Raw genomic sequence first — 24,569 nt, 5'->3', positions numbered from 1 at the left:
GCCACACCAGGGGCAGAGTGGCGCGTTCCTCGAACGAGCCCGCTATCTGCACCGCCCGGCCATGTCGCCATAACGACCCCTGGACGGGCCCGAGCCTGCGGGCGAGGCTGTGATCTCCCGGCCCGGGCCAGGCGATGCAGCCGAGCGTCGGCGAGGGCAGATTGCAAGTTCCGAGAGGGCCGGCGCCATGATGCCTCCCCGCTTCACCATCACGGCCGTGGAGCGCCGGGAATGGCCCTTCACCCTCCGCCTACCCTTCCGCTTCGGCGCCGTCACCATGACCCGGGGCCGCCAGGCGGTGCTGCGCCTCCGCATCCGCGACGAGGCAGGGCGCGAGGCCTGGGGCATCGCCGCCGAGACCCTCGCCGCCAAGTGGTTCGACAAGGACCCGTCGCTCTCCGACGCGGAGAACGAGGACCAGCTCCGCCGCTCGCTCGAGCTGGCCTGCGAGGCCGCGCTCGCCGCCGGCCCGAACGCCGCCTTCGGGCATTTCGCGGATGGCTATGCCGCGCAGGCCGCCGCCTGCACCGCCGAGGGCCTGAACCCGCTGATCGCCAGCTATGGCCGCGCCCTGGTCGATCGCGCCGCGTTGGATGCGCTGCTGAAGCTGCACGGCCTCTCCTTCTTCGCCGGCATGCGCGCCAATCTCGGCGGCATGGCGCCGCATGCCGTGGTGCCGGACCTCGCCGGCTTCGACTTCGCCGCCATGCTGGCCGGGCTGTCTCCCGCCCGCCGCATCCATGCCCGCCACACCGTCGGCCTGGTCGATCCCATCACCACGGCCGACCAGGCGACGCGCGTGGAGGATGGCCTGCCGGAGACGCTGGAGGAAGTCGCACAAGCCTATGACCATCGCTATTGGAAGCTGAAGCTCTGCGGCGACGTCGCGGCCGACCTGGAGCGCCTCTGCCGCATCGCCGCGGTGCTCGACCGGCTGCACGGCTATCACGTGACCCTCGACGGCAACGAGCAGTATGCCGATGCCGAAGGCGCACTCGCGCTCTGGCACGCGATGCAGGCGGAGCCGCGGCTCGCCCGGCTCCGTGCCTCCATCGTCTATATCGAGCAGCCGGTGGCGCGCGCCCGCGCGCTGGAGACGGGCATGGCGGCGCTCGCCGCGGCCAGGCCGGTGATCATCGACGAGAGCGACGGCCCGCTCGACGCCTTCCCGCGGGCCCGCGCGCTCGGCTATGCCGGCGTATCCAGCAAGTCCTGCAAGGGCATCTGGCGGTCGCTGCTCAACCTCGCGCGCTGCCATGCCTGGAACGCCGCGGGCGGGCGGTACTTCCTCTCGGGCGAGGACCTGACGACGCTGCCGGGCGTCTGCCTGCAGCAGGACCTGGCGCTGGTCGCGCTGCTCGGCCTCGCGCATGTCGAGCGCAACGGCCACCATTTCGTCGCCGGCTTCGCCGGCCGCCCGAAGGCCGAGGCGGTGCGCTTCCTGGAGGCGCATCCCGACCTCTATGCCGACACCCCGCGCGGCCCGCGCCTGCGCATCCGCGACGGCGTGCTGGAGATCGGCTCGCTCGAGACGCCGGGCCTGGGCGCGACAGTGGAACCGGACCTCGCCGCCATGGCGGAGATGCCGCGCGCGGCCTGGCCGCCTAAAGCAGATCGCCGCAGCGTGGAGACGCTCGGAGGCGTGAATCTGCTCTACAAATCAAAAGGCTAGAGCAGGTCGATGACCAGCCGCGAGGTCTGCTCGCGGATCCGCTCGCCCAGGCCCCGCGCCTCCCATTCCGCCAGGGTCACCGGCTTCGCGCGCTCCCAGTCGCGCTGCAGCAGCGCTTCCAGCCGCGCGGCCGTGTCGCTGCCCAAAACCACCGCATCCACCTCGTTGTTCCAGGCGACGCTGCGGCGGTCGAGGTTGGAGGAGCCGATCGCGCTCCAGACGCCATCCACCACGGCCAGCTTGGCATGCAGGATGGCGCCCTGCACCTCCCGGATCCCGATGCCGGCCTCCAGCATGTCGTCATAGGCGGCATGCTGCGCGTCGAGCGCGGGCGGCGCGTCGCTCACGCTCGGCAGCAGCAGCCGCACCTGCACGCCGCGCCGCGCGGCGGCGCGCAGCGCCCGGCGCTGCTGCCAGGTCGGCACGAAATAGCCGGTGCAGAGCCAGATCCGCTGCCGCGCCGCCGCGATCGCCGACATCAGCGTGACGTAGTAGCGTGGCTCCTTCTCGCCCGGCGCGCTGCCGAGGATGCGCACCCGCGCCGGCCCGCGCGCGTCGAGGCGCGGGAACCAGTCGCGCCGCGGCAGCGGCTCGCCACCCTGCTTCGACCAGGTCTCGAGGAAGAGGCGCTGCAGCGAGGCGACCGCCGGCCCTTCGATGCGCAGCGCCGTGTCGCGCCAGCAGGCCGTCTCCGGATCCTGCGGCGCGGTCTCCACCTGGCAGGGATTCTGGTAGACCCTGGAGAGGTTGACGCCCCCGGTCGCGCCGATGCGGCCATCCACCACCATGATCTTGCGGTGGTCGCGGGCGTTCGGCGCCCAGCCCCGCTTCGCCTCCAGCGGGTCCATCGGGTTGAAGACGATCACCCGGGCGCCGGCGGCGCGCAGCGCCTCGAAGGCCCCGGCCGGCGTGGCGGAGGAGCCGAAGCCGTCATGGATCAGGTTCACCGCGACGCCCTGGCGCAGCTTCACGGCCAGCAGGTCGAAGAGGTGCGGGCCCATGGTGCCGGGGACCAGCACATCCTCCAGCGTGTAGTATTCCAGGTGGACGTAGTCGCGGGCTTCGGCGATGGCGCGGAAGATGGCGGCGAAGGCGGCGCCGCCGCCATCGAGGACGTCCACCTTGTTGCCCTCGGTCAGCGGCGCGCCGTCCAGCGCCTCCGCGACCAGGGCATGGCGCTCCATCGGATCGGCGGGGCCATCGGGCAGGACAGGGATGCTCGCGCAGCCGGCCAGCGCCGGCAGCCCGAGTGCCAGACCGCCCATAGCCCGTCGCGTAAGGCCGGATCGTTCCATGGCGCCCGTAACGCAGGCGGCTTGGTCCGGCCGCCGACGTTGCGGATCAGGAACGCGCGAGCGCGATCCAATGCTGGTGTAGCAGGCCCACAGCAACCGCCGTCGCACAGCCCACTGGCGGAGACGTCAGGGCGGCGCCGGTCCCGCCGCCAGTTCCTCGGGCGTCGCCGCCAGCCGCGCCGCCCGCAGCCGGGCCGAGACGGCCGGCGAGGCGGTGAGGACGCAGAAGGGAATCGCCGCCAGCAGCCCCCCGGCGAAGGGCAGCGCCCAGGCCAGCGCCCCCGGTGCCGCCAGGGCCAGCCCCCCGAACACCAAGGCGCCGAACAGCGTGTGCGGCCAGAGCAGCCGCGCCGCATCCCCCCTGGCGACGCCGCGGTCGGCCCGGTTCTGCGGCGCCCAGGCCGCACGCCGCCCGCCGAAGGGCAGCGCCAGCAGGAACATCGCCTTGTTGAAGATGGAGATCGGGTCGAGCAGCGTGGTGAAGCCGAGCTCGGCCAGCGCGCCGCGCAGGAAGGCGCCACGCCCGCCATAGCGTGCCGCCAGGTGCGGCCGCAGCAGCACCTCGGCATAGCCCGTGAGCTTCGGCGCATGCAGCATCGCCCAGGTCGCGGCGATCAGGGGCAGCAGCCAGCCGAATGGTGTCGCCTCCCCGCCTCCCGTCACGGCGTTCAGCGCGCCGAAGACCAGCACGCCCACCCAGAGCGGCGCGCCGAGGAAGAGCAGGATCGCCTGCACGAGCTGCCAGCAGCCCATCCAGGTCTGCCCGGGCAGGCGGAGCAGGTCCCAGTACTGCATGTTGCCCGCCGCCCAGCGCAGGTCGCGCGCCATGAACTCCGGCAGGGCCGGCGGATTGCCCTCCATGCTGCCCTCCTCCGCCGGCAGGCAGCAGACCTTCCAGCCCGCGGCGTGCAGCCGCACCGCCTCCACCTGGTCGTGGGAGAGGATCGGGCGGCCATCCGGCAGCGCCTCCAGCCGGCAGTGGCGGCGGAAGGGTTCGATGCGGATGATGGCGTTGTGGCCCCAATAGGGACCCTCCGGTCCCTGCCACCAGGCCTGGCCGGTCGCCCAGGCGCGCATGCCCGCGCGCATGCCGAACTGGAAGAGCCGGGGGAAGGCCGCCGTCGCCGGCCGGCCGACGATGAGCTGCTGGACGATGGCCAGTTGCGGATCGGCCTCCATGCAGGCGACCAGGCGCAGCACGGCCGGCGCCGTCATCTCGCTGTCGGCATCGAGGCAGAGCATGAGTTCGGCATCGCCGCCGTGCCGGTCGAGGAAGTCCATGACGTTGCCGGCCTTGAAGCCGGTATTCGCCGCCCGACGCCGGTAGTGGACGGCGATGCCGCCCCGGCGCGCCGCGCGGAAGCCCGCGATCGCCGCCGCCTCCGCCGCCACGATGCCCGGATCGGCGGTGTCGGAGAGGAACCACAGCACGAAGCGGTCCGCCGCGCCTGCCGCCTCCAGCCCGTCCAGCAGCCGGCCGAGCGGCGGCAGGACCTCCGCCATGGCCTCGTTGCGGATGCAGACGGCGATTGCGGTCCGCAGCCCCGGCGCCCCGGGCCGCGCGCGGCGCAGCGCCGGCAGCACGGCGGCCGGCGGGTCCGGCGCCCGCAGCAGGATGATGAACCCGACCAGCGCATTGGCGGCGCAGAGCGCCGTCCAGGGCGCCGTGCCGGCGAAGCAGAGGAAGACCAGCACCTCCCACACCGTCCAGCCGCCGGGCGCCAGCACCCGCACCGCCAGCCACAGCAGCAGGGCGGCCAGCCAGAGGCCGAGCAGGGCGAAGGCGAGGCGGCGCAGGCCGAGGGGCGGATGAGGCACGCCGGGACCCTCGCCGGGCAGCGTGGCGAAATTGCGCGGGCTCATACCGGCCAGCATAAATGCTGACCGTTATGGCTTATTGGTGGGCGCGCAGCCGCCACACCAACCCCGCCCTGATACTGACCGGCAGATGTCTCGACGTCTGCCGGTCAGTATCAGTTACCCACCGGAATGGCCGACCCGCCGGGGATGAAACCTGTGGCAGGCTGGTGGGTGCCGGCGGAGAGGTCGGCTTTGTCATGGTGCGAGCGAGCCCGCGTATCAGTTGGACCTGGGAGGCCCGAAGCACCCCCGATTGCGCCAAGGGCTGCATGGCCCTGGAGCGCGCTGTTTAGACTTTGGATCCTTGGGCCTCCTGCGCCGGCGGCGGCAGAGGAGGGCGCGATGGAGGTGCTCTATCCGCGTTGTGCGGGTCTCGATGTGCACAAGGACAGCGTGGTGGCGGCGGTGCGACTGGCCGGGCCGGGCGGCGCCGAGGTGGAGGTCCGCCGCTTCGACACCACCACGCCGGGGCTGCTGGCGCTCGGCGAGTGGCTGGCCGGGTGCGGTTGCACCCACGCCGTGATGGAGGCGACCGGGGTCTACTGGAAGCCGGTCTGGCACGTGCTGTCGGACGGCGACCTGACCCTGATCCTGGCCAATGCAGCGCATGTGAAGAACGTGCCGGGCCGCAAGACCGATGTCGCCGATGCGACCTGGCTGGCCGAGTTGCTGGCCCACGGCCTGGTCCGCGCCAGCTTCGTGCCGGACGCCCCGACCCAGGCCATGCGCGCCCTGCTGCGCACCCGCAAGCAACTGGTCCGCGAGCAAGCGAGCCACGTCCAGCGGCTGCAGAAGGTGCTGGAGGACGCCAACCTGAAGCTCGGCTCGGTGCTGAGCAGCGTGGTCGGCACCACCGGGCGAGCGATCCTGGAGGCGCTGCTGGCCGGCGAGACCAACCCCGACCGGCTGCTGGCCCTGGTCACCTACCGCGTCAAGGCCGAGCCCGCGCGGCTGCGGGCGGCGCTCACCGGACGCCTCACCGACCGGCACCGCTTTCTGCTGCGCCTGCATCTCGGCCAGTACGACGCCCTGGCCAAGGCGCTGGCGGAGATCGACGTCGAGGTGGAACGCGACCTCGGCCCTTTTCGTGAAGCGGTCCGGCTGCTCCGCTCCATCCCTGGCGTGAGCGACCTCTCGGCCGAGGTGATCGTCAGCGAGATCGGCACCGACATGCGCCGCTTCCCGACCGCCGCCCATCTGGTCTCCTGGGCCGGCCTCTGTCCGCGAAACGACGAGAGCGCCGGCAAGCGCCGCTCCAACCGCCTGCGCAAGGGCGCCCCCTGGCTGAAGACCACCCTCGTCCAGTGCGCCTGGGCCGCGGCCCGCAAGAAGGACAGCTATCTCCGCGCCCAGTTCCAGCGCCTGCGCCAGAAGCGCGGGCCGAAAAAGGCCGTCTGCGCCGTCGCCGCCTCCATCCTCACCGCCATCTGGCACATGCTGCGCGACGGCACCCTCTGGCGCGACCTCGGCCCAGACCACTTCCACAGGCGATCACCGGAGCAGCAGGTCAGGCACCTCGCCCAGCAGATCGCCAGGCTCGGCTTTACCTGCTCCCTCGCACCCACCGGAGACCCGGTTTCTGTTTAGGCCCGCCGCACGCCCCAGGCCAGCGGCACCGGCGCCCGGATGAAGCCCTGCAGCTCGCGCCGGAAGGCCGCGGGCTGGCGGTACTGGCCGAGCGGGTAGTAGGGCGCGTCCTCGAAGGCCTGCTCCTGCGTCTCCCGGCAGATGCGCTGCTGCGCCGCGAGGTCGGGCGCCGCGAACCAGGCGCTGCGCAGCGCCTCCAGCCGCTCGCTGCGCGGCCAGCCGAACCAGGTGCCCTCGAGGCCCGAGGAGCGCATGACGTGGTTCGTCGCCGGGCTCAGCGTATCGGCGCCGGTGATGTTGCTGATGAAGAGGCTCCAGCCGCCCTTCTCCACCGGCTCGCGGCTGGCCCGGCGCTGCACCACCGTGCCCCAGTCCGTCGCCACCAACTCGGCATTCAGGCCGAGCTTCTTCAGCATGTCGTAGATGACGTTGCCGGCGGCGACCTGGCTGGGATTGTCGGTCGCCATGAGTTGCACGATCCGCTCGCCCCGGTAGCCGCTCTCGGCGATCAGGCGCTTCGCCGCCTCCAGGTCGCGCGGCGCGGTGATCCGCTGCATCCCGGCATCGCTCGCCAGCGGCGTGCCCGGCGTGAAGAAGCCCATCCGGTCGGTCCAGAGCGCGCTGTCCGTGCCGACCACCGCCGTCATCACGTCGGTCTGGCTGAGGGCGGGCCAGAGGGCGCGGCGGAAGGCCGGGTTGTCGAAGGGCGGGTGCAGGTGGTTGGGCCGCAGCACGGTGACATAGCCGAAATTGTCGAGTTCCTGCACCACCACGTTGCGGTTGCGCTTGAGCGGCGGCAGCAGGTCGTTCGGCGGGTTCTCCCACCAGTCCACCTCGCCCGACTGCAGCGCCGCGGCGGCGGTGCCGGGGTCCGGCATGATGTGCCATTCGAAGCGCTGGACATGCACCTGCTTGCCGCCGGTCAGCATGTCCGGCGGCTCCGGCCGCGGCTGGTAGCCCTCGAACTTCTCGTAGACGGCGCGCGAGCCGGGCAGCCACTCGTCCCGCCGGAAGCGGAAGGGACCGGAGCCGGTGGCATCGGTGATGGCGGTGAAGGCATCCGTCGCGGCGATCCGCTCCGGCATCACGAAGGCGGGCGCGAGCTTGGCGATGGCATCGAGCAGCAGCGGGAAGGCACGGTGCAGCCGGATCTCCAGCCGCAGGTCGTCGAGCGCCTGCACCTCCGCCACGGATTGCCAGAGGGTCTGGCCGAAGCTGTCGCGCTTCGCCCAGCGCGCCAGGCTCGCCACCGCGTCGCGGGCGCGCACCGGCTCGCCGTCATGGAACGTCAGGCCCGGGCGCAGGGTAATGGTCCAGCGCAGGCCGTCATCCTCCACGGTGTGGCCGGCCGCCATCTGCGGCTTCGGCGCCAGATCGGCCCCGATGGAGTAGAGCGTGTCGTAGACGGCATAGGCGTGAAAGCGGGTGATCCAGGCCGTGGTCCAGACCGGATCGAGGCTGGTCAGGTTGGCATGCGGCACGAAGCGCAGCGTCGCGGCGCGGCTGGTCTGGCCTCGCGCGGGCGCGGCGAGCAGCGCGGTCGAGGCGGCGAGGAAGGGACGGCGGCGGAGCATGGCGGCGGGCACTCCCGGCAGAGGCCGGGGAATCCTGGCGCGCCCGGCTGCCCACTGGCAACCGGGGGCGGGGCTGCGCCGCCGCCCGGCGCGTGCCAGGATGCCGCAAAACCACCGGGAGACGCCCATGCACCGCCGCACCCTGCTGGCCGCAGCCCTCGCCGCGCCCGCCATTGCCCCGCGGGGCGCCCTGGCCCAGAAGGCCTGGCCCACGGACCGGCCGGTCGAGGTGATCGTCCCCTTCCCGCCCGGCGGCGGCGTCGACATCATGACCCGCCTGGTCATGCCGCTGGTCGCGGCGCGCATCCCGGGCATGACGGCGGTGGTCACCAACCGTCCCGGCGCCGGGTCGCAGGTGGGGCTGGAGGCGACCTTCAACGCCGCGCCGGACGGCTACACGCTCGGCGCCACCTCGACGCCCGCGCACAGCGCCATCCCGATCGAGCGGTCGGCGCGCTACCGGGCGCTCGACTTCACCTTCCTCGCCAATATCGTCGAGGACCCGAACTGCCTCTATGTCCGGGCGGAGAGCCCGATCGGCAGCCTGGCGGATCTGGTCGCGCAGGCGAAGGCGAAGCCCGGCGGCCTCGACTACGGCACCACAGGCATCGGCAGCGACGACCACATCATGATGCTGGCCTTCGAGGCACTGGCCGGCCTGCCGTCCCTGACGCATGTGCCCTTCGCCGGCGTCGCGCCGCTGATCCCGCAGCTTCTGGGCGGGCATCTCGACATGGGCGTCGGCAATACGACCGAGCTCGCCCCGCTGGCGCGGGAGGGCAAGATGCGTGGCCTGGCGGTGGCGAGCGCCCAGCGGGTGCCGGAACTGCCGGAGGTGCCGACCTTCCGCGAGCTCGGCTACGACATCGTCGCCGCCGCGGCCCGCGGCATCATTGCCCCGCCCGGCCTGCCGCAGGCCGTTACCGCGCAGTTGGAGGAGGCCTTCCGCAGCGCCCTCGCGGACCCCGGCTTCGTGCGGGACGCGGCGCGGCAGGCCATGCCGCTGCGCCCGCTGGTCGGCGCCGAGTACAAGGCGATGGCGACGGTGATCGACACGCAGTTGCACGCGCTGTGGAAGCTGCGGCCCTGGAAGGGCTGAGCCTGTGAGCCCGGCTTGTCCGGGGCCGCCGCCCATGCCCTGATACGAACAACGGCTGTGGGGGAGCGGAGATGAACGAGGCGGACTACGTCATCCTGGGCGGCGGCTCGGCCGGCTGCGTGCTGGCGGCGCGGCTGTCGGAGGACCCGAACGTCAAGGTCGTGCTGCTGGAAGCCGGGCCCTGGGACAGGAATCCCTGGATCCACATCCCGATGGGTTTCGCCCGGCTCTACGTGACCCGCAAGTTCGACTGGAACTACCAGACCGAGGCCGAGCCGGAGCTGCATGGCCGCAGCGTCTACTGGCCGCGCGGCCGCGTCGTCGGCGGCTCGGGCAGCGTCAATGGCCTGGTCTTCCTGCGCGGCAGCCCGCGCGACTACGACCGCTGGGCGCAGCTCGGCGCCCGCGGCTGGAGCTACGAGGACTGCCTGCCGGCCTTCCGCAAGCTCGAGACGTTCCACGGTCCGGACAGCCATTACCGCGGCAAGGCCGGCCCGATGCAGATCGCCGAGGTGCCGGAGCCGACCACCGGCTGCCGCGCCTTCGTCGAGACCTGCGAGAAGCTCGGCTTCCCGCGCAACCGCGACAACAATGGCGAGTGGTTCGAGGGCGTGGCGCCGAACCAGCTCAATGTCCACAAGGGGCGGCGCTGGAGCCCGGCGGTGGGCTACCTGCGGCCCGCACTGAAGCGGCCGAACCTGCGGGTCGAGACGGAGCGGCTCGGCCTGCGGCTGGTCTTCGAGGGCAAGCGCTGCACCGGCGTCGTCGTGCGCACAGCGGATGGGCGGGAGGAGAGCTGGACCGCGCGACGGGAGGTGATCGTCTCCGCCGGTGCGATCGAGAGCCCGAAGCTGCTGATGCTGTCGGGCATCGGCGACGGCGCGGCACTGCAGGGATTGGGCATCGAGACGCGCATGCATGCGCCGGAGGTGGGGCGGAACCTGCAGGACCACTTCATGGTCCGCTTCGCCTTCCGCACCAAGCCGGCGGATACGCTGAACGAGGCGCTGGCGAACCCGATCAAGACCGCGAAGATGGGGCTCGACTGGGCGCTGCGGCAACGCGGGCACATGACCATCGGCGCCTCGGAGGCGAGCCTCTTCGCCCGCGTCCTCCCGGGTTCGGAGGAGGCCGAGGTGCAGTTCCAGTTCGTCAACTTCAGCCTGGACACCACGAACCAGGGGATCTCGGCGAGCAAGCTGGCCAAGCACCCCGGCTTCACCTTCAACTTCTGCCAGTGCCGGCCCGACAGCCGCGGGGAGCTGACGCTGCGCAGCCCACGCGTCGAGGACAAGCCGCGCATCCTCGCCAACTACATCACCGCGCCGACCGATGTGCGGGTGATGCTGGAGGCGGCGAAGCTGGCGCGGAAGATCGCGGTGACGCGGCCCTTCGCCGACCTGGTGGAGGAGGAGCTCTCGCCCGGGCCGAAGACCCAGAGCGACGACGACTTCCTGGAATACCTGCGGACGGCCGGGACCACCGTGTACCACCCCTGCGGCACCAACCGCATGGGCACGGACGACCGCGCGGTGGTGGATACCGAGTTGCGGGTGCGCGGCGTGGAAGGGTTGCGGGTGGTGGATGCGTCCGTCTTCCCGCTGGTCCCGTCCTCCAACATCCACCCGGCCGTGCTGATGACGGCGGAGCGGGCGGCCGACATGATCAAGGCAAGCGCGCGGGCGGGGACGCGCGCGGCGGCCTGACCCGCGAGGCGAGCGCAGACTCAGAAAAATAGAGGAGGGGCTCGGGGAGGATACCTCCTCCCCGATCTTTCCTATCCGCGCGCGAGCCTTGCCATCGCCACGCAGCCCAGCGCCGGGCCGATCGCCAGTGCCGCGAAGGCGCCGCCCCAGCCGAAGCGCTCGGCGAGCAGCGGCATCAGGTGGATGGCCGGCAGGGTCAGCGCGAAGCCGAGGCAGGTCTGCACCGTCAGCATCGTGCCGGCGAGGCCGGGCGGCGCGTATTCCGCGACGCTGGCCGAGAACTGCGCGGAATCCGCGACCACCGTCGCGCCCCAGACCAGGCAGAGCAGCACCGTGACGACGGGCGCGGCGCCGAAGGCCGGCCCCGCCACCAGGCAGCAGGCGCCGCTGATCGCCATGGCCCAGATGGTGAGCCGCGCCTTGCCGATCCGGTCGGCGATCAGCCCGCCGGCGACGCAGCCGATGGCGCCCGCGCCCATGACGGCGAAGGTCGCCAGCGCCGGGCTGCCGGTGGTCCCCGCCGCCGCGAAGCTCGCCGCCAGATAGGCCCCGATCCAGGCCCACATGGCATAGAGCTCCCACATATGCCCGAGATAGCCGAGGGTCGCGAGCCGCGTCCCGCGCGTCCGGAACAGCAGCAGGGCGAGGCCGGGCCGGAAGGGCGGCGCCGGCGCATGCGCCGGGCCGAGGCGCGTGCCGAGGATCAGTCCCGCCGCGACCACGGCCAGCACCGAAGCGGCGCCCACCGTCACCCGCCAGTCCAGCCCGCCCAGGGCATTCACCAGGTGCGGGGAGGCCGAGCCGAGCGTCAGCCCGCCGACCAGCATGCCCACCACTAGCCCGACATCGGCCTTCGTCGCCCAGCCCGCGGCCAGCTTCATGCCCACGGGATAGATGCAGGCCAGCGCCAGGCCGGTGACGCCGCGCGCCAGGATCACGCCCGTATCGCCCACCGGCAGGACCAGCATCACCGCATTCGCCGCCGCCCCGATCAGCGCCGCCACCGCGATCAGCCGGCGTGGGTCCAGCCGATCCGGCAAGGCGAGCGTCGCGCTGCCGAGCGTGCCCAGCACGAAGCCGAGTTGCACGCCGCCGGTCAGCCAGGCGAGGAAGCCGGGCGGCAGCGGCGCCTCCCGCGCCATGGCCGGCCCCGCCGCGGTGCCGGAGAACCAGAGGGCCAGGGCGAGCACCTGCGCGACCACGATCAGCGCGAGGTTCGCGGGCTTGGAGGTCAGCACGCGGCAGGCATCGCGACGGGAAAGGTCATCCCGCCGCCCTACGCGGTTTCGCCCGGCCTGTCACACCCGCCATCAGTCCACCGTCGCGCCGGAGGCCGCGACCACCGGCGCCCAGCGCGCCACCTCCGCCCGCATGAAGGCGTTGTAGGCCTCCGTCCCCAGCGGCCAGGGCTCGGCGCCGATCTCGGCGAGGCGCGCGACGATGCCGGGATCCTCCAGCGCCTCGAGGAAGACCGAAGCGAGCTTCGCCGTCACCGCCCGCGGCGTCGCGGCGGGCGCGGCGATGCCGTACCAGGACGCGACGTCGAAGCCCGGCACGCCCTGCTCCTGCAGGGTCGGCAGGTCCGGCATGGTGCGCGCCCGCGCCGCCGTGCTGACGCCGATCGCCCGCAGCGCGCCGGAGGCGACATGCGGTCGGGAGGTCGGGGCGTTGTCGATGTTGAACAGCACATCGCCGTTCAGCACGGCCAGCATGCTGGGCGCCGTGCCCCTGTAGGGCACATGCGTCACCTCCACGCCCATGATCTGGCCGAACAGCACGCCCGAGAGATGGGAGGAGGTGCCGGAACCGGCCGAGCTGAAGGTCGCCCGGCGCGGCTCGGCGCGGATGCGGGCGAGGAGATCGGCGAGGCTGCTTATGCCTGTCTCGCTGCGGACGATCAGGACATTGGGCATGGAGCAGATCCGCACCACGCCCGGCATGTCGCGCAGCGGGTCGTAGCTGCGGTTGCGGTGCAAAGAAGATCCGATGCCGTGCCCCGCAATATGGTTCACCAGGACGCTGTGGCCGTCATTCGCGCGCAGGATGGATTCGGCGGCGATCTGCCCGCCCGCGCCGGGGCGCGGGTCCACATAGAGTGGCTGGCCAAGCCGCTCGCGCAGCCGGCTCTCGAAGATGCGGACCAGGATGTCGGAGACGCCGCCGACCTGGGCGCTGACAACGAAGCGCAAGGGACGGTCGGGCCAGGCGTCCATGGCCCGCGCCGGGGCGGCCAGCAGCGCCGGGGCGGCGAGGAGCGCGCGGCGGCGCATCTCAATCGACCGTCGCACCGCTGGCGCGCACCACCGGCGCCCATTTGGCGACCTCCGCCCGCATGAAGGCGTCGTACTCCGCGGGGCCGAGCGGCATGGGCTCAGCGCCGAAGTCACGGTAGCGCTGCGCGAGCGCCGGGCCCTGCAGCGCGGCGACGAGTTCCGCCCCCATCCTCTCAACAATCGGCCTTGGCGTCGCCGCCGGCGCAGTGATGCCGTACCAGGAGGCAACGTCGAATTCTGGGACGCCGCTCTCCTGCAGGCTCGGCAGTTCCGGCATGGTGGAAGCGCGCGCCGCGGTGCTGACGGCGAGCGCCCGCAGCATGCCCGCCAGCACCTGCTGCCGGCTGGCGGGCGCGTTGTCGATGGCGAAGAGCACCTCCCCGTTCATGACGGCCGCCATGCTCGGCGCCGTGCCGCGATAGGGGACATGCGTGGTCTCGATGCCGATGCGCAAGCCGAGCAGCACGCCCGAGAGATGGGAGGAGGTGCCGGTGCCGGCTGAGGCGAAGACCGCCTTCTCCGGATTGGCGCGGCAGTAGGCGACGAAATCGGCCACGCTCTTCAGCGGGCTGTCGCCCTTGACGATCAGCACGTTCGGCATGGCGGCGAGCCTTGCCACGCCCGGCAGGTCCTTCAGCGGGTCGAAGGCGAGGCGCTTGTAGAGCGTCGGCCCGATGCCGTGGGAGGCGATGTGGTTGATGTAGAAATTGTACCCGTCGCCCGGGCTGCGGGCGACGGCCTCCGCCCCCACCATGCCGCCGGCGCCCGGTCGCGGATCCAGCACCAGGGGCTGGCCCAACCGCTCCCGCAGCCGGTTCTCCAGGATGCGGACGAGGATGTCGGAGACGCCGCCGGCCGAGCCGCCGATGACGAAGCGCATCGGCTTGTCCGGCCAGGTGCCCTGGGCCCGGGCGAGGGCGGGGACTGCGAGGATCGCGGCAGCCAGCGCCGCGCGTCTCCGGACCTGCATGGCATCTCCTTCCCGTGCCGGCGTCTCCGCGCCGGATCGGTGGATGCTAGCACCGCAGGCGGCCAGGGCCAGCGTTGACGCACCCGCGGCCCGGGCGGAAGCTGGCCGGCAAGGGGAGAGACATCCATGCGACAGATGCACCTGGTCGGCTTCCTGCAGGCGCAGAACTGCACCATCTACGCCAGCTCCTGGCGGCACCCGGACAGCCGGACCGACTTCCTCAAGGCCGACTTCTTCCAGGAGATCGCCCGGATCCTGGAGGCGGGAAAGTTCGACCTCGGCTTCTTCGACGACCGGCTGTCCATGCCGGACCGCTACGGCAGCGACCATGTCCACACCATCGAGCACGGCATCCGCTGCGTGAAGATGGACCCGGTCGTGGTGCTGACCATGATGGCGGCGGTGACGCAGCGCCTCGGCCTCGGCTCCACCGCCTCCACCACCTATTTCGAGCCCTTTCATGTCGCCCGCGCCTTCCAGACGCTGGACCTGATGAGCGACGGGCGGGCGGCCTGGAACGTCGTCACCTCCCTGAACGACGGGGAGGCAGCGAACATGGGCCACGCCGAGATGATGGCGCATGATGCGCGCTACGACCGCGCCGACGAGTTCATCGAGGTGGTGCTCGGCCACTGGGATGGCTGGGAGGACGACGCGCTGATCGTGGACAAGGCGAGCGGGCGCTTCGGCGACGGGCACAAGGTCCACCGGCTCGACTTCAAGGGGAAGTACCTCAGCTCCCGCGGGCCCTTCACCGTGCCGCGCAGCCCGCAGGGGCATCCGGTGGTGATCCAGGCCGGCAGCAGCGGCCGCGGCAAGCGCTTCTCCGCGCGCTGGGCGGAACTGGTCTTCGTCGCCTACCACGACGTGAAGAGCGGCAAGGAGGAATACGACGAGTTCAAGGCGATGGTCGCGGCCGAGGGGCGCAACCCGGACCATGTGAAGGTGGCGACGCTCTGCACGCCGATCTGCGCGGCCACGAAGGCCGAGGCGGAGGACAAGGCGGCGCTGATCGCCAGGCTGCCGCTCGAGATCGATGCGCTGTCCCTGCTGAGCGAGGCGCTGAATTTCGACTTCGCCAGCAAGGGCATGGACGAGCCCTTCACCGACGAGGAGATGGCCGGCATCCAGGGCCTGCAGGCGATCCGCGACCGCGTGGTGAAGAACACCGGCAAGAAGAACCCGACGGTGCGGGACTTCATCGTGGGCAGCGGCCGCGGCCGGCCGCGGCTCGACATGGTGGGCGGGCCGAAGGAGGTCGCGGACAAGCTGGAGGAGTGGTTCGTGGGCGGCGCCTGCGACGGCTTCGTCATTGCCGCCGCGGCGGTGCCGACGGGCTATGCGGATTTCGTGCAGCACGTGGTGCCGGAACTGCAGCGGCGCGGGCTGTTCCGCGAGGACTATACCGGGTCGACGCTGCGCGACCATCTGGGCCTGCCGCGCGCGATGCGCGGGGACTGGCAGCCGAAGCGGATGGCGGCGGAGTAGGGGCGCTCAGAAGCCGTTGAGCAGGATCCCGAGCGCGCGGGTGATGTCGTCCGATTGGTCGAGCAGGTTGCCAAGCGGCGCGCCAAGCGCGCGCCTCGGGACCGAGGCGATGAGCGACGTCATCATGACCAAGCGCTCCTCCTCGACAACCAGAAGGGGGTTCAGGTCCGCGATATCGGAGAAGCGCTCGCCCAGCGGAACGAGCGGGATGACGACCCGGGTCGCCAGCCGTTCAAGCTGCGAGGATTGGACATCGAGCAGGTATCTCGCCCCACCGCGCCCAGGGTAGTAGCGGAAGTGCGACATCAGAAGGCGCGGTACTCGGCCAGGGGAGTGTCGTTCTCCTCGAAGTGGCGGTTGTAGGCCTCGATCGCCTCGCGGTTCTCCTCCGCCCAGCGGCGGGCCCGCTCCCACCCGGCGGCTTCGCGCGCCGCCGCCGTCTCGGCTTCCTGCGCCGGCGGCGCAAGCGGCGCCTGCGCTTCCGCCAGCCCCGAGGCGGCGAAGAGGTCCGGCCGCAGCGCCTGCCGCGGCAGGCCGGTCGCGGCCGCCACCGCCGCCACCCGTTCCGCCGGGATGACGCCGCGTGCCCGCCAGCGGATGACCGAGACATGCGAGATGCCGATAGCCGCGGCCAGGGCACTCACCCCGCCGGCCGCCACGATCGCCGCCTCGACACCTGTCTTCGGATCATCCATGGCGTAAGACTAGCCAGAATCCGGACCCGGAACAAGCACGAAGTAGCCTCAGGCTACCCCGCCGTCCGCCGTACCCAGGCCCCATAGATCCGCGGCCCCGCCAGCGCCGCCACCGCCAGCAGCAGGATGCCGAGGCTCACCGGCCGGGTGACGAAGGTCGTCCAGTCCCCCTGGCTGATGGTCAGCGCCTGGCGCATCGCCTGCTCCGCCATGGGCCCGAGGATCATGCCGATCACGACAGGCGCGGTCGGGAAGTCGAAGCGCCGCATGAACATGCCCACGATCCCGATGGCATAGAGCAGCACCAAGTCCGTCACGCTGTTGCTGATGCCGTAGGTGCCGATGGTGGCGAAGACCAGGATGCCGGCATACAATTGGGGTTGGGGAATCTTCAGGATCCGCGCCCAGAGCCCGACCAGCGGCAGGTTCAGCACCACCAGCATGATGTTGGCGACGTAGAGGCTGGCGATCAGCGTCCAGACCAGGTCGGCCTGCTGCTCGAACAGCAGGGGCCCCGGATTGATTCCGTAGCTCTGGAAGGCGCTCAGCATGATCGCCGCCGTCGCCGAGGTCGGCAGGCCGAGCGTCAGCATCGGCACCAGGATGCCGGCCGCGGCGGCATTGTTCGCGGCCTCCGGCCCGGCCACACCCTCGATCGCGCCGGTCGTGCCGAACTCCTTCCTCGCCTCCGGCGAGGCCAGCTTCTGCTCGGCATAGTAGCTCAGCATGGTCGGCATCTCGGTCCCGCCCGCCGGCATGACGCCGAAGGGGAAGCCGAGCAGCGAGCCGCGGAACCAGGGCCCGATGCTGCGTCGCAGGTCGGCGCGCGACATCATGATGCTGCCGACCTGCCGCACCTCCTGCTTGCCCTCATGGTGGTGCCAGGCGAGGTAGAGCGTCTCCCCCACCGCAAACAGCGCGACGGCGACGAGCACCACGTTCACCCCGTCCAGCAACTCGGGGATGCCGAGCGTCATGCGCGGCTGTCCCGTCTGCAGGTCGATGCCGACCAACCCCAGCAGCAGGCCGAAGAACAGGCTGGTCAGTCCCCGCAGCGGTGAGCCGCCGAGCACCGCCGAGACGGTAACGAAGCAGAGCAGCATGAGCGAGAAATACTCGGCCGGGCCGAGCTTCAGCGCGAGTTCCACCACGATCGGGCCAAGGAAGCTGATGCCGAGCGTGCCGATGGTGCCGGCGACGAAGCTGCCGATGGCCGCCGTCGCCAGCGCCGGCCCGGCACGGCCGTTGCGCGCCATCTTCGCACCCTCGAGCGCGGTGATGATCGACCCGCTCTCGCCCGGCGTGTTCAGCAGGATCGAGGTGGTGGAGCCGCCATACATCGCGCCGTAGAAGACGCCGCAGAAGAGGATGAAGGCGCCGGTCGCCGAGACCTGGAAGGTGATGGGCAGCAGCAGCGCGATGGTCAGCGCCGGGCCGATGCCGGGCAACACGCCGACCGCGGTGCCGAGGAAGCAGCCGAGCAGCGCCCAGCCGAGATTGGCCAGCGTCAGCGCATTGGCGAAGCCGAGGGAGAGGCCGGCGATCGGGTCCATCAGCGCCCTGCCCGCGAGGTGGCGAGGCCGCGGCGCGGATCGGCAGGTCGCAGCATGGTCAGTACACCTCCTGCCCGAGCGCGCGGAGGATCAGCCCCTCCAGCACGCCGGCGCCGATATTGACGCCCAGCACCTCGACAAAGCCGAACCAGACGACCAGCGACAGCACCAGCGCCAGCACGAGGTCGCGCAGGAACCTGCGGGAGCCGAAGGCGGCCGCCACCAGCACGAACTGGATGGTCGCCGCGATGGAGAAGCCGAGCGGCCCGATCAGCACCAGGTTGGCGGCGAGCCCGGCGAAGAGCAGTCCGAGCGCGCGCCAGTTGGTCGGCGGTGCCTCCTGGTTCATCGGCTCCGCCGCTGAACCCTCCAGGGTCCAGGACCAGCCGCCGCGCAGCGCGCTGGCGACGAGGCCCGCGCCCAGCGCCAGCAGCCCGGCGCCGACCACATAGGGCACCGCCTTCGGCCCGACCTGCGCATAGATCGGCGAGTCCGGGATGGCGGCGGCCTGCCAGATCGCCAGCCCGCCGAGCAGCAGCACGAAGATCCCGACCATGAGGTCGGGGCCGATCGTCCGGCGCATCCCCGTCCCGCTCACGCCAGCCCGACCTCCTTCAGCACCGCCTCGGTCTGCTGCACGTCCCTGGCGAGGAATTCGGTGAAGTCATCGCCGGTCAGGAAGGCGTCCTGCCAGTCGCGGGTCTTCAGCATCTCCGCCCAGGCCGGCAGGGCATGCACCTCGGTCATCAGGCCGACCAGCTTCGCCCGCGCATCCGGCCTGGCGCCCGGGGCGGCGAAGACGCCGCGCCAGTTGGTCATCACCACGTCGACGCCGCTCTCCTTCAGCGTCGGGATGCTGGGGTCGCTGCGCGTCTCGCCGGTCGTCGCCAGGGCCCGCATGCGGCCCGCCTTGATTTGCTCGGCGAATTCCGAAAGGCCGGAGATGCCCGCCTTCACCTGCGCGCCGAGGATCGCGGCCTGGGCCGGCCCGCCGCCGGCGAAGGCGACATAGGACCCCTCCTTCGCGGAGCGCCCGACCGATTTCAGCAGCAGGCCGAGCGTGATGTGGTCCGTCCCGCCGGCCGAGCCGCCGCCGATCGAGACCGCGCCGGGATTCGCCTTCAGCGCGGCCATGAAGCCCGCCAAGTCCTGGATGTCGGAACCGGCGGGCACGACGATGACGCCGGCTTCCTCCGTCATCCGCGCGACCGGCACCACGTCCTTCAGCCCGACCGGCGTCTTGTTGGTCAGCGTCGCGCCGACCATGATCGAGCCGCCGATCAGGATGCTCTCGGGCCGGCCTCGGCGCTGCGCGACGAAGCGGGTCAGGCCGATGGTGCCGCCGGCACCGCCGACATTCTCGAACTGGAAGTTGCCGACCAGGCCCGCCTGCCGCGCCACCTGCTCGATGGCGCGGCCGAGGCCGTCCCAGCCGCCGCCCGGGCCGGCCGGGACCATGACATAGAGGTTGGGGTATCGCTGCTCCGCCGCGGCGCCCCGCGCAAGCAGGGCAAGGCCGCCGAGGGCGGCCAGCATGGGGCGGCGGTGCAGCATGGGTTCCTCCCGGTCACGCCCTCCGGTCTATCGCGCGGCCGGGTCGGCGGCAACGCGCCGGGATGCAGCCGGCAAGCGCGACGGCCGCCGCCTTGCATGTCGGGCGGGCCGATTCAGGCCTTCGCGGCCTGCGACGCTGCGGCCATCGGTCCGCCTTGCATGTCGGGCGGGCCGATTCAGGCCTTCGCACCCTGCGGCGCTGCGGCCATCGGTCCGCTTTGTATGTCGGGCGAGCCGGTTCAGACCTCCGGGCCATCCGGCCCTTCGGTCATCAGTCCGCGTCAGGCCGCCGGTGCGGCGAGGTCGCGCGCCAGGTCCGCCAAGCTGCCGAGGGAGAAGAGATGGGCATAGACCACCTCCAGCCAGCCCTTGTCGCGCAGCTCGGCGAGCTGCCCGGCCGGCAAGGCCATGAGCGCGGACCGGTCCACGGCGAAGAAGCCGTCGATGCGCAGCGGCTTGCCATGGTGCGGGACCTCCACCTGGGCGGCCTTCAGCAGGCCGAGCCCGTTCAGGCCTTCGGTGATGGCACGGGTCCGCAGGATCCCCTCCTCCACCATGCGCGTGAAGGCCAGGGCCTGCTCGAGCTGCGGGGTGGGCTTGCCCTCCTCGGTGAAGAGCGGCTCGCCCTCCGTCCCGCTCACCTGCGGCGCCCGGGTGTCGAGGCAGAGCACGAGCTGCTCCGATCCCGGCGCTGCGCGGACCAGGAAGAAGGGCATGCGGCGGAGATAGGCGGGGATATAGGCGCCCGGCCGCCAGGTCCCGTCCGCCTGGACATAGAGGTTGCTGCCGGCGGCGAGGCCGGTCAGCGCCACCGGCAGATGCGGCGCCTGGGCGCCGAAGACGATGGGCAGCGTCCGCGCCGCGGCCGGGAACTCGTCCGCGGCCAGCGGGACCGCATTGGCGGCGGCGGCGAAGGCATAGCCGGCATCGCGGACCCGCAGCGCCCCGTGGCGCTCCGGCGTCAGCGGTTCGAGGGAGCGGTAGAGCGGCGGGAGGGCGGGCGGCGCGGATGCGACACCGTCGACCATGGGCCTGGTATCGGACATGTGAGGGCTCTCCTTCGGACTGGCCTTGGGATCGGCCGCCATGGCAGACAAGGCCTTTCGATACCGGACAGGGCCGATTTCCGCAGGCCCGGGAGGAGGTGGCGCGGGCCTCTGGGGCAATGCCCCGCGCCGGTCCGGGACGGATGACGCCGGCCTGAGGAAGTCCCGCGCGGCGCGCCCTATCCCTTCCTCGGAATGGTCCGCCCGATCAGCCGCTGCATGCGCGGGATCTCCTCCTCCAGCGCCCGGGCAAGCTGCTCCGCATCCACCCCGTCCCAGAGGATGGTGCCGGTGCTGTCGAACAGCGCCTTGACCTCCGGCTCGCGCAGCGCCTCCCGCGTCGCCGCGGCCAGCCGCGCCAGGACGGCGGGCGGCGTGCGCGCCGGGACATAGAGGCCGGACCAGCCGAGCAGTTCGGCATCCGGCAGCCCGGCCTCGGCCAGGGTCGGCACCTCGGGCGCGACCGCCAGCCGCTCTGCGGCATTGACCGCCAGCGCCCTCAGCCGGTTGTCGCGCACGAAAGGCAGGCTGCTGAGGGGGTAGTCGAAATAGAGGTCCACCCGCTCCGCCACTAGGTCGTTCGTGATCTGCCCAAAATTGTTGTAGGGGATGTGCGTCAGCTCGATCCCCGCCTTCTCGATGAAGAGCGCGGTGGCGGCATGCTGGCCGGAGCCGATGCTGGCCCCGAAGGTCACCTTGCCCGGATTTGCCCGGGCATAGGCGATCAGCTCGGGGATCGTCTTCCAGGGCCGGTTCATGCCGGTGACGGCGATATTGGCCGAGGCGCCGATGCCATGGACCGGCACGAAGTCGCGCTGCGCGTCGTAGCGCAGGTTCGGGATCAGCAGCGGCGCGATGGCGAAGGTGGCGAAATTGCCGAAGAAGAGGGTATGCCCGTCCGGCGCGGAGCGGGCCGCGAATTCGGCCGCGGCCGTGCCGCCGGCGCCCAGCCGGTTGTCGATCACCACGCCCTGGCTGAGCCGTGGGCCGAGCTTGGTGGCGATCAGCCGGGCCGCGACGTCGAGCACGCTGCCGGGCCCGCCGGGGACCACCCAGGTGATGGTGCGGGTCGGGAAGTCCAGCGCCGCCGCCTGGCGCGCGAGCGGCAGGGCCGCCGCGGCCGCCAGCGCGGCCCTTCGGGTTGTCGCCATGTGGTCGTTTCCCCGTGCCTGTTCTTGGGCCGGGGAGCCTAAGCAAACCTCTCGGGGTTTGCGCCCGGAAATTCGCCCGGGCAGGTCGGGCGGCGGCAACCGGCCGCCGCGCCCCGCGCGTCAGGCCTTCTCGACCTGGCCGTATTCCAGTTCGACCGGGGTGGAGCGGCCGAAGATGGAGACGCTGACCTTCACCCGGCCGCGCTCCTCGTCCACCTCCTCCACCGTGCCCATGAAGCTGGTGAAGGGGCCGTCGGCGACGCGGATCTGCTCGCCCACCTCGTAGACCACGGCGGGCTTGCGCGGCTTGTCCACGCCTTCCTTCACCTGGGCGACGATGCGCTGGGCCTCGGCCTCGGTGATCGGGCTCGGCTTGTTCTTGTTGCCGAGGAAGCCGGTGACCTTCGGCGTGTCCTTCACGAGGTGCCAGGCCTCGTCCGACATCTCCATCTTCACCAGCACGTAGCCGGGGAAGAACTTGCGCTCGGAGTTCACCTTCTGGCCGCGGCGGACCTCGGTCACCTCCTCGGAGGGGACCAGGATCTCGTCGAACTGGTCGCCGAGGCCCTTCTGCGCGGCCTGCTCCTTGATCTGCTGGGCGATCTTCTTCTCGAAGCCCGAATAGACGTGCACCACGTACCAGCGCTTGGCCATCGATCCCTACCCCCTCACCCGAGCCCGAAGAGGCCGCGCATCCCGAGCGCGATGACCTGGTCCACGATCAGGAAGAACACGGCGGCGAGCGCGGACATCGCCAGCACGAGGCCGGTCGTGATCAGGGTTTCCTTGCGGCTCGGCCAGGTGACCTTGGCCACCTCCGACCGCACGTCCCGGACATACTGCGCGGGATCCAGCTTGGCCAACGGGACGAACCTTCCTGGGCTGCGGTGGAACGCTTCGCGGGCGGTCGCCCGACCCCGGAGAGATGGGGAAGGGCGCCACCCTGGTGAAGACCAGAGATGCCGGACTGGCAGGGGCGCTGGCAGGGGCAGAGGGTCTCGAACCCCCAACCTCCGGTTTTGGAGACCGGCGCTCTAGCCAATTGAGCTATGCCCCTGCACGCCCACGGCCCGGCCGCGGCGCGAGGGCAGGCCTATAGGGCGGCGGAACGGGCCTGTCGAGTGCCGCAGGCGCACCGCCCGCGCGCGCGGCGATCGTCTGGCTGCGGGAGGGGGCGCCGATAGCCCGGGCCGGGCGCCCTCACCCCACCCGCGGCATCGCCCCCTTGGCCGGCGCCGCCGCGAAGAGGGCCGCCCGCAGCCCGGGCGGCAGCGCCCCGCCGAGTCGCGCCGCGAGATAGACCGGCCAGGGATAGGCGATCCGGACCCGCCCGGCCGCGATGCCCCGCAGCGTCCGCCGCGCCGCCTCCTCCGGCTCCATCAGCAGCGGCATGGGGAAGGCATTCGCCGCGGTCATGGGCGTGCGGATATAGCCCGGGCAGACCGCGTGCAGCCGGATGCCGCGCCGCCTCTCGGTGGCGTCCAGCGCCTCCGCCCAGCGCTGCACCGCCGCCTTGCTGGCGCAATAGGCCGGCGCCCCCGGCACTGCGATGAAGGCGGCGATGGAGGCGATGACGGCGACCCGCCCCCGCACCCCGTCCGGGCCGGGGTCCTGCGCGGCCATGGCCTCGATCGCCGGCAGGGCGGTGTTCAGCACGCCCGCCACATTGGTCTCGAAGATCGCCCGGGCCTGGTCGGCGGGCTCGGTCGCACCGCCGGTGCCGGCCGAGATGCCGGCATTGGCGATGACCAGATCCAGCCGCCCGGCGCCGGCGATCCAGGCGGCCATGCCGTCGCGGTCCCGCACATCCGCCGCCCGCACCGCCACCGTGGCGCCGGCGGCGCGGCAGGCCGCGGCCGTCGCCTCCAGCCGCGTCGCGTCGCGCCCGCTGAGATGCAGCGTGACGCCCGGCGCCGCGGCCGCCACCGCCAGGGCCCGCCCGATGCCGGAGGAGGCGCCGGTGACCAGCACGTGTCGCCACGGATAGGGCTGCCCCGCCATCGCTTGCATCCGATCCCCTTCGGCGGGACAAGGCGCCCCGATGGGCACCCTTATGAGCATGACCGGCTTCGCGCGCGAGAGCGGGCAGCTTCCGGACGGCACCGCCTTCGCCTGGGAGTTGCGCAGCGTGAACGGCCGGGGCCTCGACCTCCGCCTGCGGCTGCCGAACGGGCAGGACGCGCTGGAGCCGCTGCTGCGGGAGGCGACGGCGAAGCGCCTGAAGCGCGGCAATGTCTCCGCCACCCTGACGCTGACCCGGACGGAGCGGCCGAAGCTGTCGGTCGACCCGGCGGCGCTGGAGCAGGCGCTGAACCTCGCCCTGCACCTCTCGGGCCGCATCCCGGGCGCCGCCCCGCCGCGGGCGGAGGCGCTGCTGGCGCTCCCCGGCGTGCTGCGGGCCGAGCAGGCGGAGCCGGACGAGGCGCAGGAGGCGGCAAAGCGCGCCGCCCTGGCGACGGCCTTCGACTCGGCGCTGGCCGGCCTCGCCGCCGCCCGCGAGGCGGAAGGGGCGAAGCTCCGCGGCATCCTCGCCGGCCTGCTGGACGAGATCGCCGGACTGCGCGAGGCGGCGGCCGCGGAGGCGGCCGGCCAGCCGGAGGCGCAGCGGACGCGGCTGCTGGAGCAGCTCTCGGCGCTGCTCGGGGAGAACGGCACGGCCCGCGTCCCGCCCGAGCGGCTGGCGCAGGAGGTGGCGCTGCTCGCGCAGAAATCCGACGTGCGGGAGGAACTGGACCGGCTCGCCGCCCATATCGAGGCCGCGCGGGCCCTGCTGGCGGCGGGCGAGGGCGCGGGCCGGAAGCTGGAATTCCTGACCCAGGAATTCGTGCGGGAGGCCAATACGCTCTGCTCCAAATCGGCCTCCGTGCCGCTGACGCGGATCGGCCTCGACCTCAAGGCGGCGATCGAGCGGCTGCGGGAGCAGGCGGCGAATGTCGAGTAGCGCCATCCGATCGCGGAGCGCCGCAGGTCCAATGGACCAAGGCGCGGAGCGTGAATCGGATGGCCAACCCGACACGCCATCCGGTCGCGGAGCGCCGCAGGTCCG

Annotated in this window: 22 protein-coding genes and 1 tRNA gene; 6 read left to right on the top strand and 17 right to left on the bottom strand. The window is 72.0% G+C overall.

Translation table 11 applies throughout. The features are described from left to right. The first annotated feature begins 187 nt into the window (after positions 1 to 187). Complete coding sequence (locus Q7A36_RS10275) at positions 188 to 1,672, top strand: enolase-like domain-containing protein (protein ID WP_305103595.1); 1,485 nt, start codon at positions 188 to 190, stop codon at positions 1,670 to 1,672. Here the strand turns inward: Q7A36_RS10275 and Q7A36_RS10270 are convergent. Both Q7A36_RS10270 and mdoH read right to left on the bottom strand, forming a co-directional pair. Continuing rightward, the gene (locus Q7A36_RS10270; protein WP_305103594.1) at positions 1,669 to 2,937 is read right to left on the bottom strand and encodes a phospholipase D-like domain-containing protein; all 1,269 of its coding nucleotides are present in this window, start codon (positions 2,935 to 2,937) and stop codon (positions 1,669 to 1,671) included. The genes Q7A36_RS10275 and Q7A36_RS10270 overlap by 4 nt on opposite strands. Positions 2,938 to 3,093: 156 nt before the next feature. Beyond that, positions 3,094 to 4,830, bottom strand: coding sequence for a glucans biosynthesis glucosyltransferase MdoH (mdoH, locus tag Q7A36_RS10265; RefSeq protein WP_305103593.1), 1,737 nt, complete (start codon positions 4,828 to 4,830; stop codon positions 3,094 to 3,096). 339 nt (positions 4,831 to 5,169) lie between these two features. On the opposite strand from mdoH, the gene Q7A36_RS10260 reads away from it, so the two are divergent. Next, complete coding sequence (locus Q7A36_RS10260) at positions 5,170 to 6,414, top strand: IS110 family RNA-guided transposase (protein ID WP_370655653.1); 1,245 nt, start codon at positions 5,170 to 5,172, stop codon at positions 6,412 to 6,414. Here Q7A36_RS10260 and Q7A36_RS10255 read toward each other — a convergent pair. Next, entirely contained in the window at positions 6,411 to 7,988 is a 1,578-nt protein-coding gene (locus tag Q7A36_RS10255) for an ABC transporter substrate-binding protein (protein WP_305103592.1), read from the bottom strand. The genes Q7A36_RS10260 and Q7A36_RS10255 overlap by 4 nt on opposite strands. A 127-nt stretch (positions 7,989 to 8,115) precedes the next feature. On the opposite strand from Q7A36_RS10255, the gene Q7A36_RS10250 reads away from it, so the two are divergent. Further along, positions 8,116 to 9,087 (top strand): tripartite tricarboxylate transporter substrate binding protein, encoded by a 972-nt coding sequence (locus Q7A36_RS10250; RefSeq protein ID WP_305103591.1) that lies wholly within the window; start codon positions 8,116 to 8,118, stop codon positions 9,085 to 9,087. A 71-nt stretch (positions 9,088 to 9,158) separates the two neighbouring features. Then, positions 9,159 to 10,793, top strand: coding sequence for a GMC family oxidoreductase (locus Q7A36_RS10245; RefSeq protein ID WP_305103590.1), 1,635 nt, complete (start codon positions 9,159 to 9,161; stop codon positions 10,791 to 10,793). 71 nt (positions 10,794 to 10,864) lie between these two features. On the opposite strand, the gene Q7A36_RS10240 is transcribed toward Q7A36_RS10245, so the two are convergent. The 3 genes from Q7A36_RS10240 to Q7A36_RS10230 form a co-directional block, all read right to left on the bottom strand. Beyond that, complete coding sequence (locus Q7A36_RS10240; RefSeq protein WP_305103589.1) at positions 10,865 to 12,031, bottom strand: MFS transporter; 1,167 nt, start codon at positions 12,029 to 12,031, stop codon at positions 10,865 to 10,867. Between the two features lie 72 nt (positions 12,032 to 12,103). Next, on the bottom strand, positions 12,104 to 13,063 hold the full coding sequence (locus Q7A36_RS10235; protein ID WP_305103588.1) for a Bug family tripartite tricarboxylate transporter substrate binding protein: 960 nt from the start codon (positions 13,061 to 13,063) through the stop codon (positions 12,104 to 12,106). 1 nt (position 13,064) lies between these two features. Further along, positions 13,065 to 14,036 (bottom strand): Bug family tripartite tricarboxylate transporter substrate binding protein, encoded by a 972-nt coding sequence (locus Q7A36_RS10230; protein WP_305103587.1) that lies wholly within the window; start codon positions 14,034 to 14,036, stop codon positions 13,065 to 13,067. 126 nt (positions 14,037 to 14,162) lie between these two features. On the opposite strand from Q7A36_RS10230, the gene Q7A36_RS10225 reads away from it, so the two are divergent. Then, positions 14,163 to 15,524, top strand: a complete 1,362-nt coding sequence (locus Q7A36_RS10225; protein WP_305103586.1) for an LLM class flavin-dependent oxidoreductase — start codon at positions 14,163 to 14,165, stop codon at positions 15,522 to 15,524. A 6-nt stretch (positions 15,525 to 15,530) separates the two neighbouring features. Here the strand turns inward: Q7A36_RS10225 and Q7A36_RS10220 are convergent, their stop codons facing one another. From Q7A36_RS10220 to Q7A36_RS10170, 11 genes are all read right to left on the bottom strand, one after another. After that, the gene (locus Q7A36_RS10220; protein ID WP_305103585.1) at positions 15,531 to 15,830 is read right to left on the bottom strand and encodes a CcdB family protein; all 300 of its coding nucleotides are present in this window, start codon (positions 15,828 to 15,830) and stop codon (positions 15,531 to 15,533) included. Next, positions 15,830 to 16,219 carry a type II toxin-antitoxin system CcdA family antitoxin gene (locus Q7A36_RS10215; protein WP_305103584.1) on the bottom strand — a complete coding sequence of 130 codons (390 nt, stop codon included), beginning with the start codon at positions 16,217 to 16,219 and terminating at the stop codon, positions 15,830 to 15,832. The genes Q7A36_RS10220 and Q7A36_RS10215 overlap by 1 nt, the downstream gene beginning before the upstream one ends. 53 nt (positions 16,220 to 16,272) lie before the next feature. Next, on the bottom strand, positions 16,273 to 17,772 hold the full coding sequence (locus tag Q7A36_RS10210; protein WP_305103583.1) for a tripartite tricarboxylate transporter permease: 1,500 nt from the start codon (positions 17,770 to 17,772) through the stop codon (positions 16,273 to 16,275). A gap of 58 nt (positions 17,773 to 17,830) precedes the next feature. Further along, positions 17,831 to 18,370, bottom strand: coding sequence for a tripartite tricarboxylate transporter TctB family protein (locus tag Q7A36_RS10205; protein ID WP_305103582.1), 540 nt, complete (start codon positions 18,368 to 18,370; stop codon positions 17,831 to 17,833). After that, the gene (locus Q7A36_RS10200) at positions 18,367 to 19,326 is read right to left on the bottom strand and encodes a Bug family tripartite tricarboxylate transporter substrate binding protein (RefSeq protein WP_305103581.1); all 960 of its coding nucleotides are present in this window, start codon (positions 19,324 to 19,326) and stop codon (positions 18,367 to 18,369) included. The genes Q7A36_RS10205 and Q7A36_RS10200 overlap by 4 nt, the downstream gene beginning before the upstream one ends. A 281-nt stretch (positions 19,327 to 19,607) precedes the next feature. Continuing rightward, positions 19,608 to 20,372: a SapC family protein gene (locus Q7A36_RS10195; protein WP_305103580.1), complete on the bottom strand. Its 765-nt coding sequence runs from the start codon at positions 20,370 to 20,372 to the stop codon at positions 19,608 to 19,610. Between the two features lie 179 nt (positions 20,373 to 20,551). After that, positions 20,552 to 21,523, bottom strand: a complete 972-nt coding sequence (locus Q7A36_RS10190) for a Bug family tripartite tricarboxylate transporter substrate binding protein (RefSeq protein ID WP_305103579.1) — start codon at positions 21,521 to 21,523, stop codon at positions 20,552 to 20,554. A 120-nt stretch (positions 21,524 to 21,643) separates the two neighbouring features. Continuing rightward, positions 21,644 to 22,177, bottom strand: coding sequence for a transcription termination/antitermination protein NusG (nusG, locus tag Q7A36_RS10185; RefSeq protein WP_305103578.1), 534 nt, complete (start codon positions 22,175 to 22,177; stop codon positions 21,644 to 21,646). Positions 22,178 to 22,191: 14 nt separating this feature from the next. Further along, positions 22,192 to 22,386, bottom strand: coding sequence for a preprotein translocase subunit SecE (secE, locus tag Q7A36_RS10180; RefSeq protein WP_305103577.1), 195 nt, complete (start codon positions 22,384 to 22,386; stop codon positions 22,192 to 22,194). Positions 22,387 to 22,503: 117 nt separating this feature from the next. After that, a tRNA-Trp gene (locus tag Q7A36_RS10175) sits at positions 22,504 to 22,580 on the bottom strand. Between the two features lie 143 nt (positions 22,581 to 22,723). After that, the gene (locus Q7A36_RS10170; protein ID WP_305103576.1) at positions 22,724 to 23,524 is read right to left on the bottom strand and encodes an SDR family NAD(P)-dependent oxidoreductase; all 801 of its coding nucleotides are present in this window, start codon (positions 23,522 to 23,524) and stop codon (positions 22,724 to 22,726) included. 40 nt (positions 23,525 to 23,564) lie between these two features. Here Q7A36_RS10170 and Q7A36_RS10165 point away from each other — a divergent pair, with 40 nt between their 5' ends. Further along, complete coding sequence (locus Q7A36_RS10165; RefSeq protein ID WP_305103575.1) at positions 23,565 to 24,464, top strand: YicC/YloC family endoribonuclease; 900 nt, start codon at positions 23,565 to 23,567, stop codon at positions 24,462 to 24,464. The last annotated feature ends 105 nt before the right edge of the window (positions 24,465 to 24,569 follow it).

Source organism: Paracraurococcus lichenis (assembly GCF_030657435.1).
Taxonomy (GTDB): domain Bacteria; phylum Pseudomonadota; class Alphaproteobacteria; order Acetobacterales; family Acetobacteraceae; genus Paracraurococcus; species Paracraurococcus lichenis.
Note: the sequence above shows the minus strand (reverse complement) of the source record. Positions and strands in the feature narration are given on the sequence as shown.

What these genes read in the sequence shown, in the direction of transcription:
- Q7A36_RS10275 (WP_305103595.1), top strand. Translation starts at nt 188, where the DNA reads ATGATGCCTCCCCGCTTCACCATCACGGCCGTGGAGCGCCGGGAATGG.
- Q7A36_RS10270 (WP_305103594.1), bottom strand. Translation starts at nt 2,937, where the DNA reads ATGGGCGGTCTGGCACTCGGGCTGCCGGCGCTGGCCGGCTGCGCGAGC.
- mdoH (WP_305103593.1), bottom strand. Translation starts at nt 4,830, where the DNA reads ATGAGCCCGCGCAATTTCGCCACGCTGCCCGGCGAGGGTCCCGGCGTG.
- Q7A36_RS10260 (WP_370655653.1), top strand. Translation starts at nt 5,170, where the DNA reads ATGGAGGTGCTCTATCCGCGTTGTGCGGGTCTCGATGTGCACAAGGAC.
- Q7A36_RS10255 (WP_305103592.1), bottom strand. Translation starts at nt 7,988, where the DNA reads ATGCTCCGCCGCCGTCCCTTCCTCGCCGCCTCGACCGCGCTGCTCGCC.
- Q7A36_RS10250 (WP_305103591.1), top strand. Translation starts at nt 8,116, where the DNA reads ATGCACCGCCGCACCCTGCTGGCCGCAGCCCTCGCCGCGCCCGCCATT.
- Q7A36_RS10245 (WP_305103590.1), top strand. Translation starts at nt 9,159, where the DNA reads ATGAACGAGGCGGACTACGTCATCCTGGGCGGCGGCTCGGCCGGCTGC.
- Q7A36_RS10235 (WP_305103588.1), bottom strand. Translation starts at nt 13,063, where the DNA reads ATGCGCCGCCGCGCGCTCCTCGCCGCCCCGGCGCTGCTGGCCGCCCCG.
- Q7A36_RS10230 (WP_305103587.1), bottom strand. Translation starts at nt 14,036, where the DNA reads ATGCAGGTCCGGAGACGCGCGGCGCTGGCTGCCGCGATCCTCGCAGTC.
- Q7A36_RS10225 (WP_305103586.1), top strand. Translation starts at nt 14,163, where the DNA reads ATGCGACAGATGCACCTGGTCGGCTTCCTGCAGGCGCAGAACTGCACC.
- Q7A36_RS10220 (WP_305103585.1), bottom strand. Translation starts at nt 15,830, where the DNA reads ATGTCGCACTTCCGCTACTACCCTGGGCGCGGTGGGGCGAGATACCTG.
- Q7A36_RS10215 (WP_305103584.1), bottom strand. Translation starts at nt 16,219, where the DNA reads ATGGATGATCCGAAGACAGGTGTCGAGGCGGCGATCGTGGCGGCCGGC.
- Q7A36_RS10210 (WP_305103583.1), bottom strand. Translation starts at nt 17,772, where the DNA reads ATGGACCCGATCGCCGGCCTCTCCCTCGGCTTCGCCAATGCGCTGACG.
- Q7A36_RS10200 (WP_305103581.1), bottom strand. Translation starts at nt 19,326, where the DNA reads ATGCTGCACCGCCGCCCCATGCTGGCCGCCCTCGGCGGCCTTGCCCTG.
- Q7A36_RS10195 (WP_305103580.1), bottom strand. Translation starts at nt 20,372, where the DNA reads ATGTCCGATACCAGGCCCATGGTCGACGGTGTCGCATCCGCGCCGCCC.
- Q7A36_RS10190 (WP_305103579.1), bottom strand. Translation starts at nt 21,523, where the DNA reads ATGGCGACAACCCGAAGGGCCGCGCTGGCGGCCGCGGCGGCCCTGCCG.
- nusG (WP_305103578.1), bottom strand. Translation starts at nt 22,177, where the DNA reads ATGGCCAAGCGCTGGTACGTGGTGCACGTCTATTCGGGCTTCGAGAAG.
- Q7A36_RS10170 (WP_305103576.1), bottom strand. Translation starts at nt 23,524, where the DNA reads ATGGCGGGGCAGCCCTATCCGTGGCGACACGTGCTGGTCACCGGCGCC.
- Q7A36_RS10165 (WP_305103575.1), top strand. Translation starts at nt 23,565, where the DNA reads ATGGGCACCCTTATGAGCATGACCGGCTTCGCGCGCGAGAGCGGGCAG.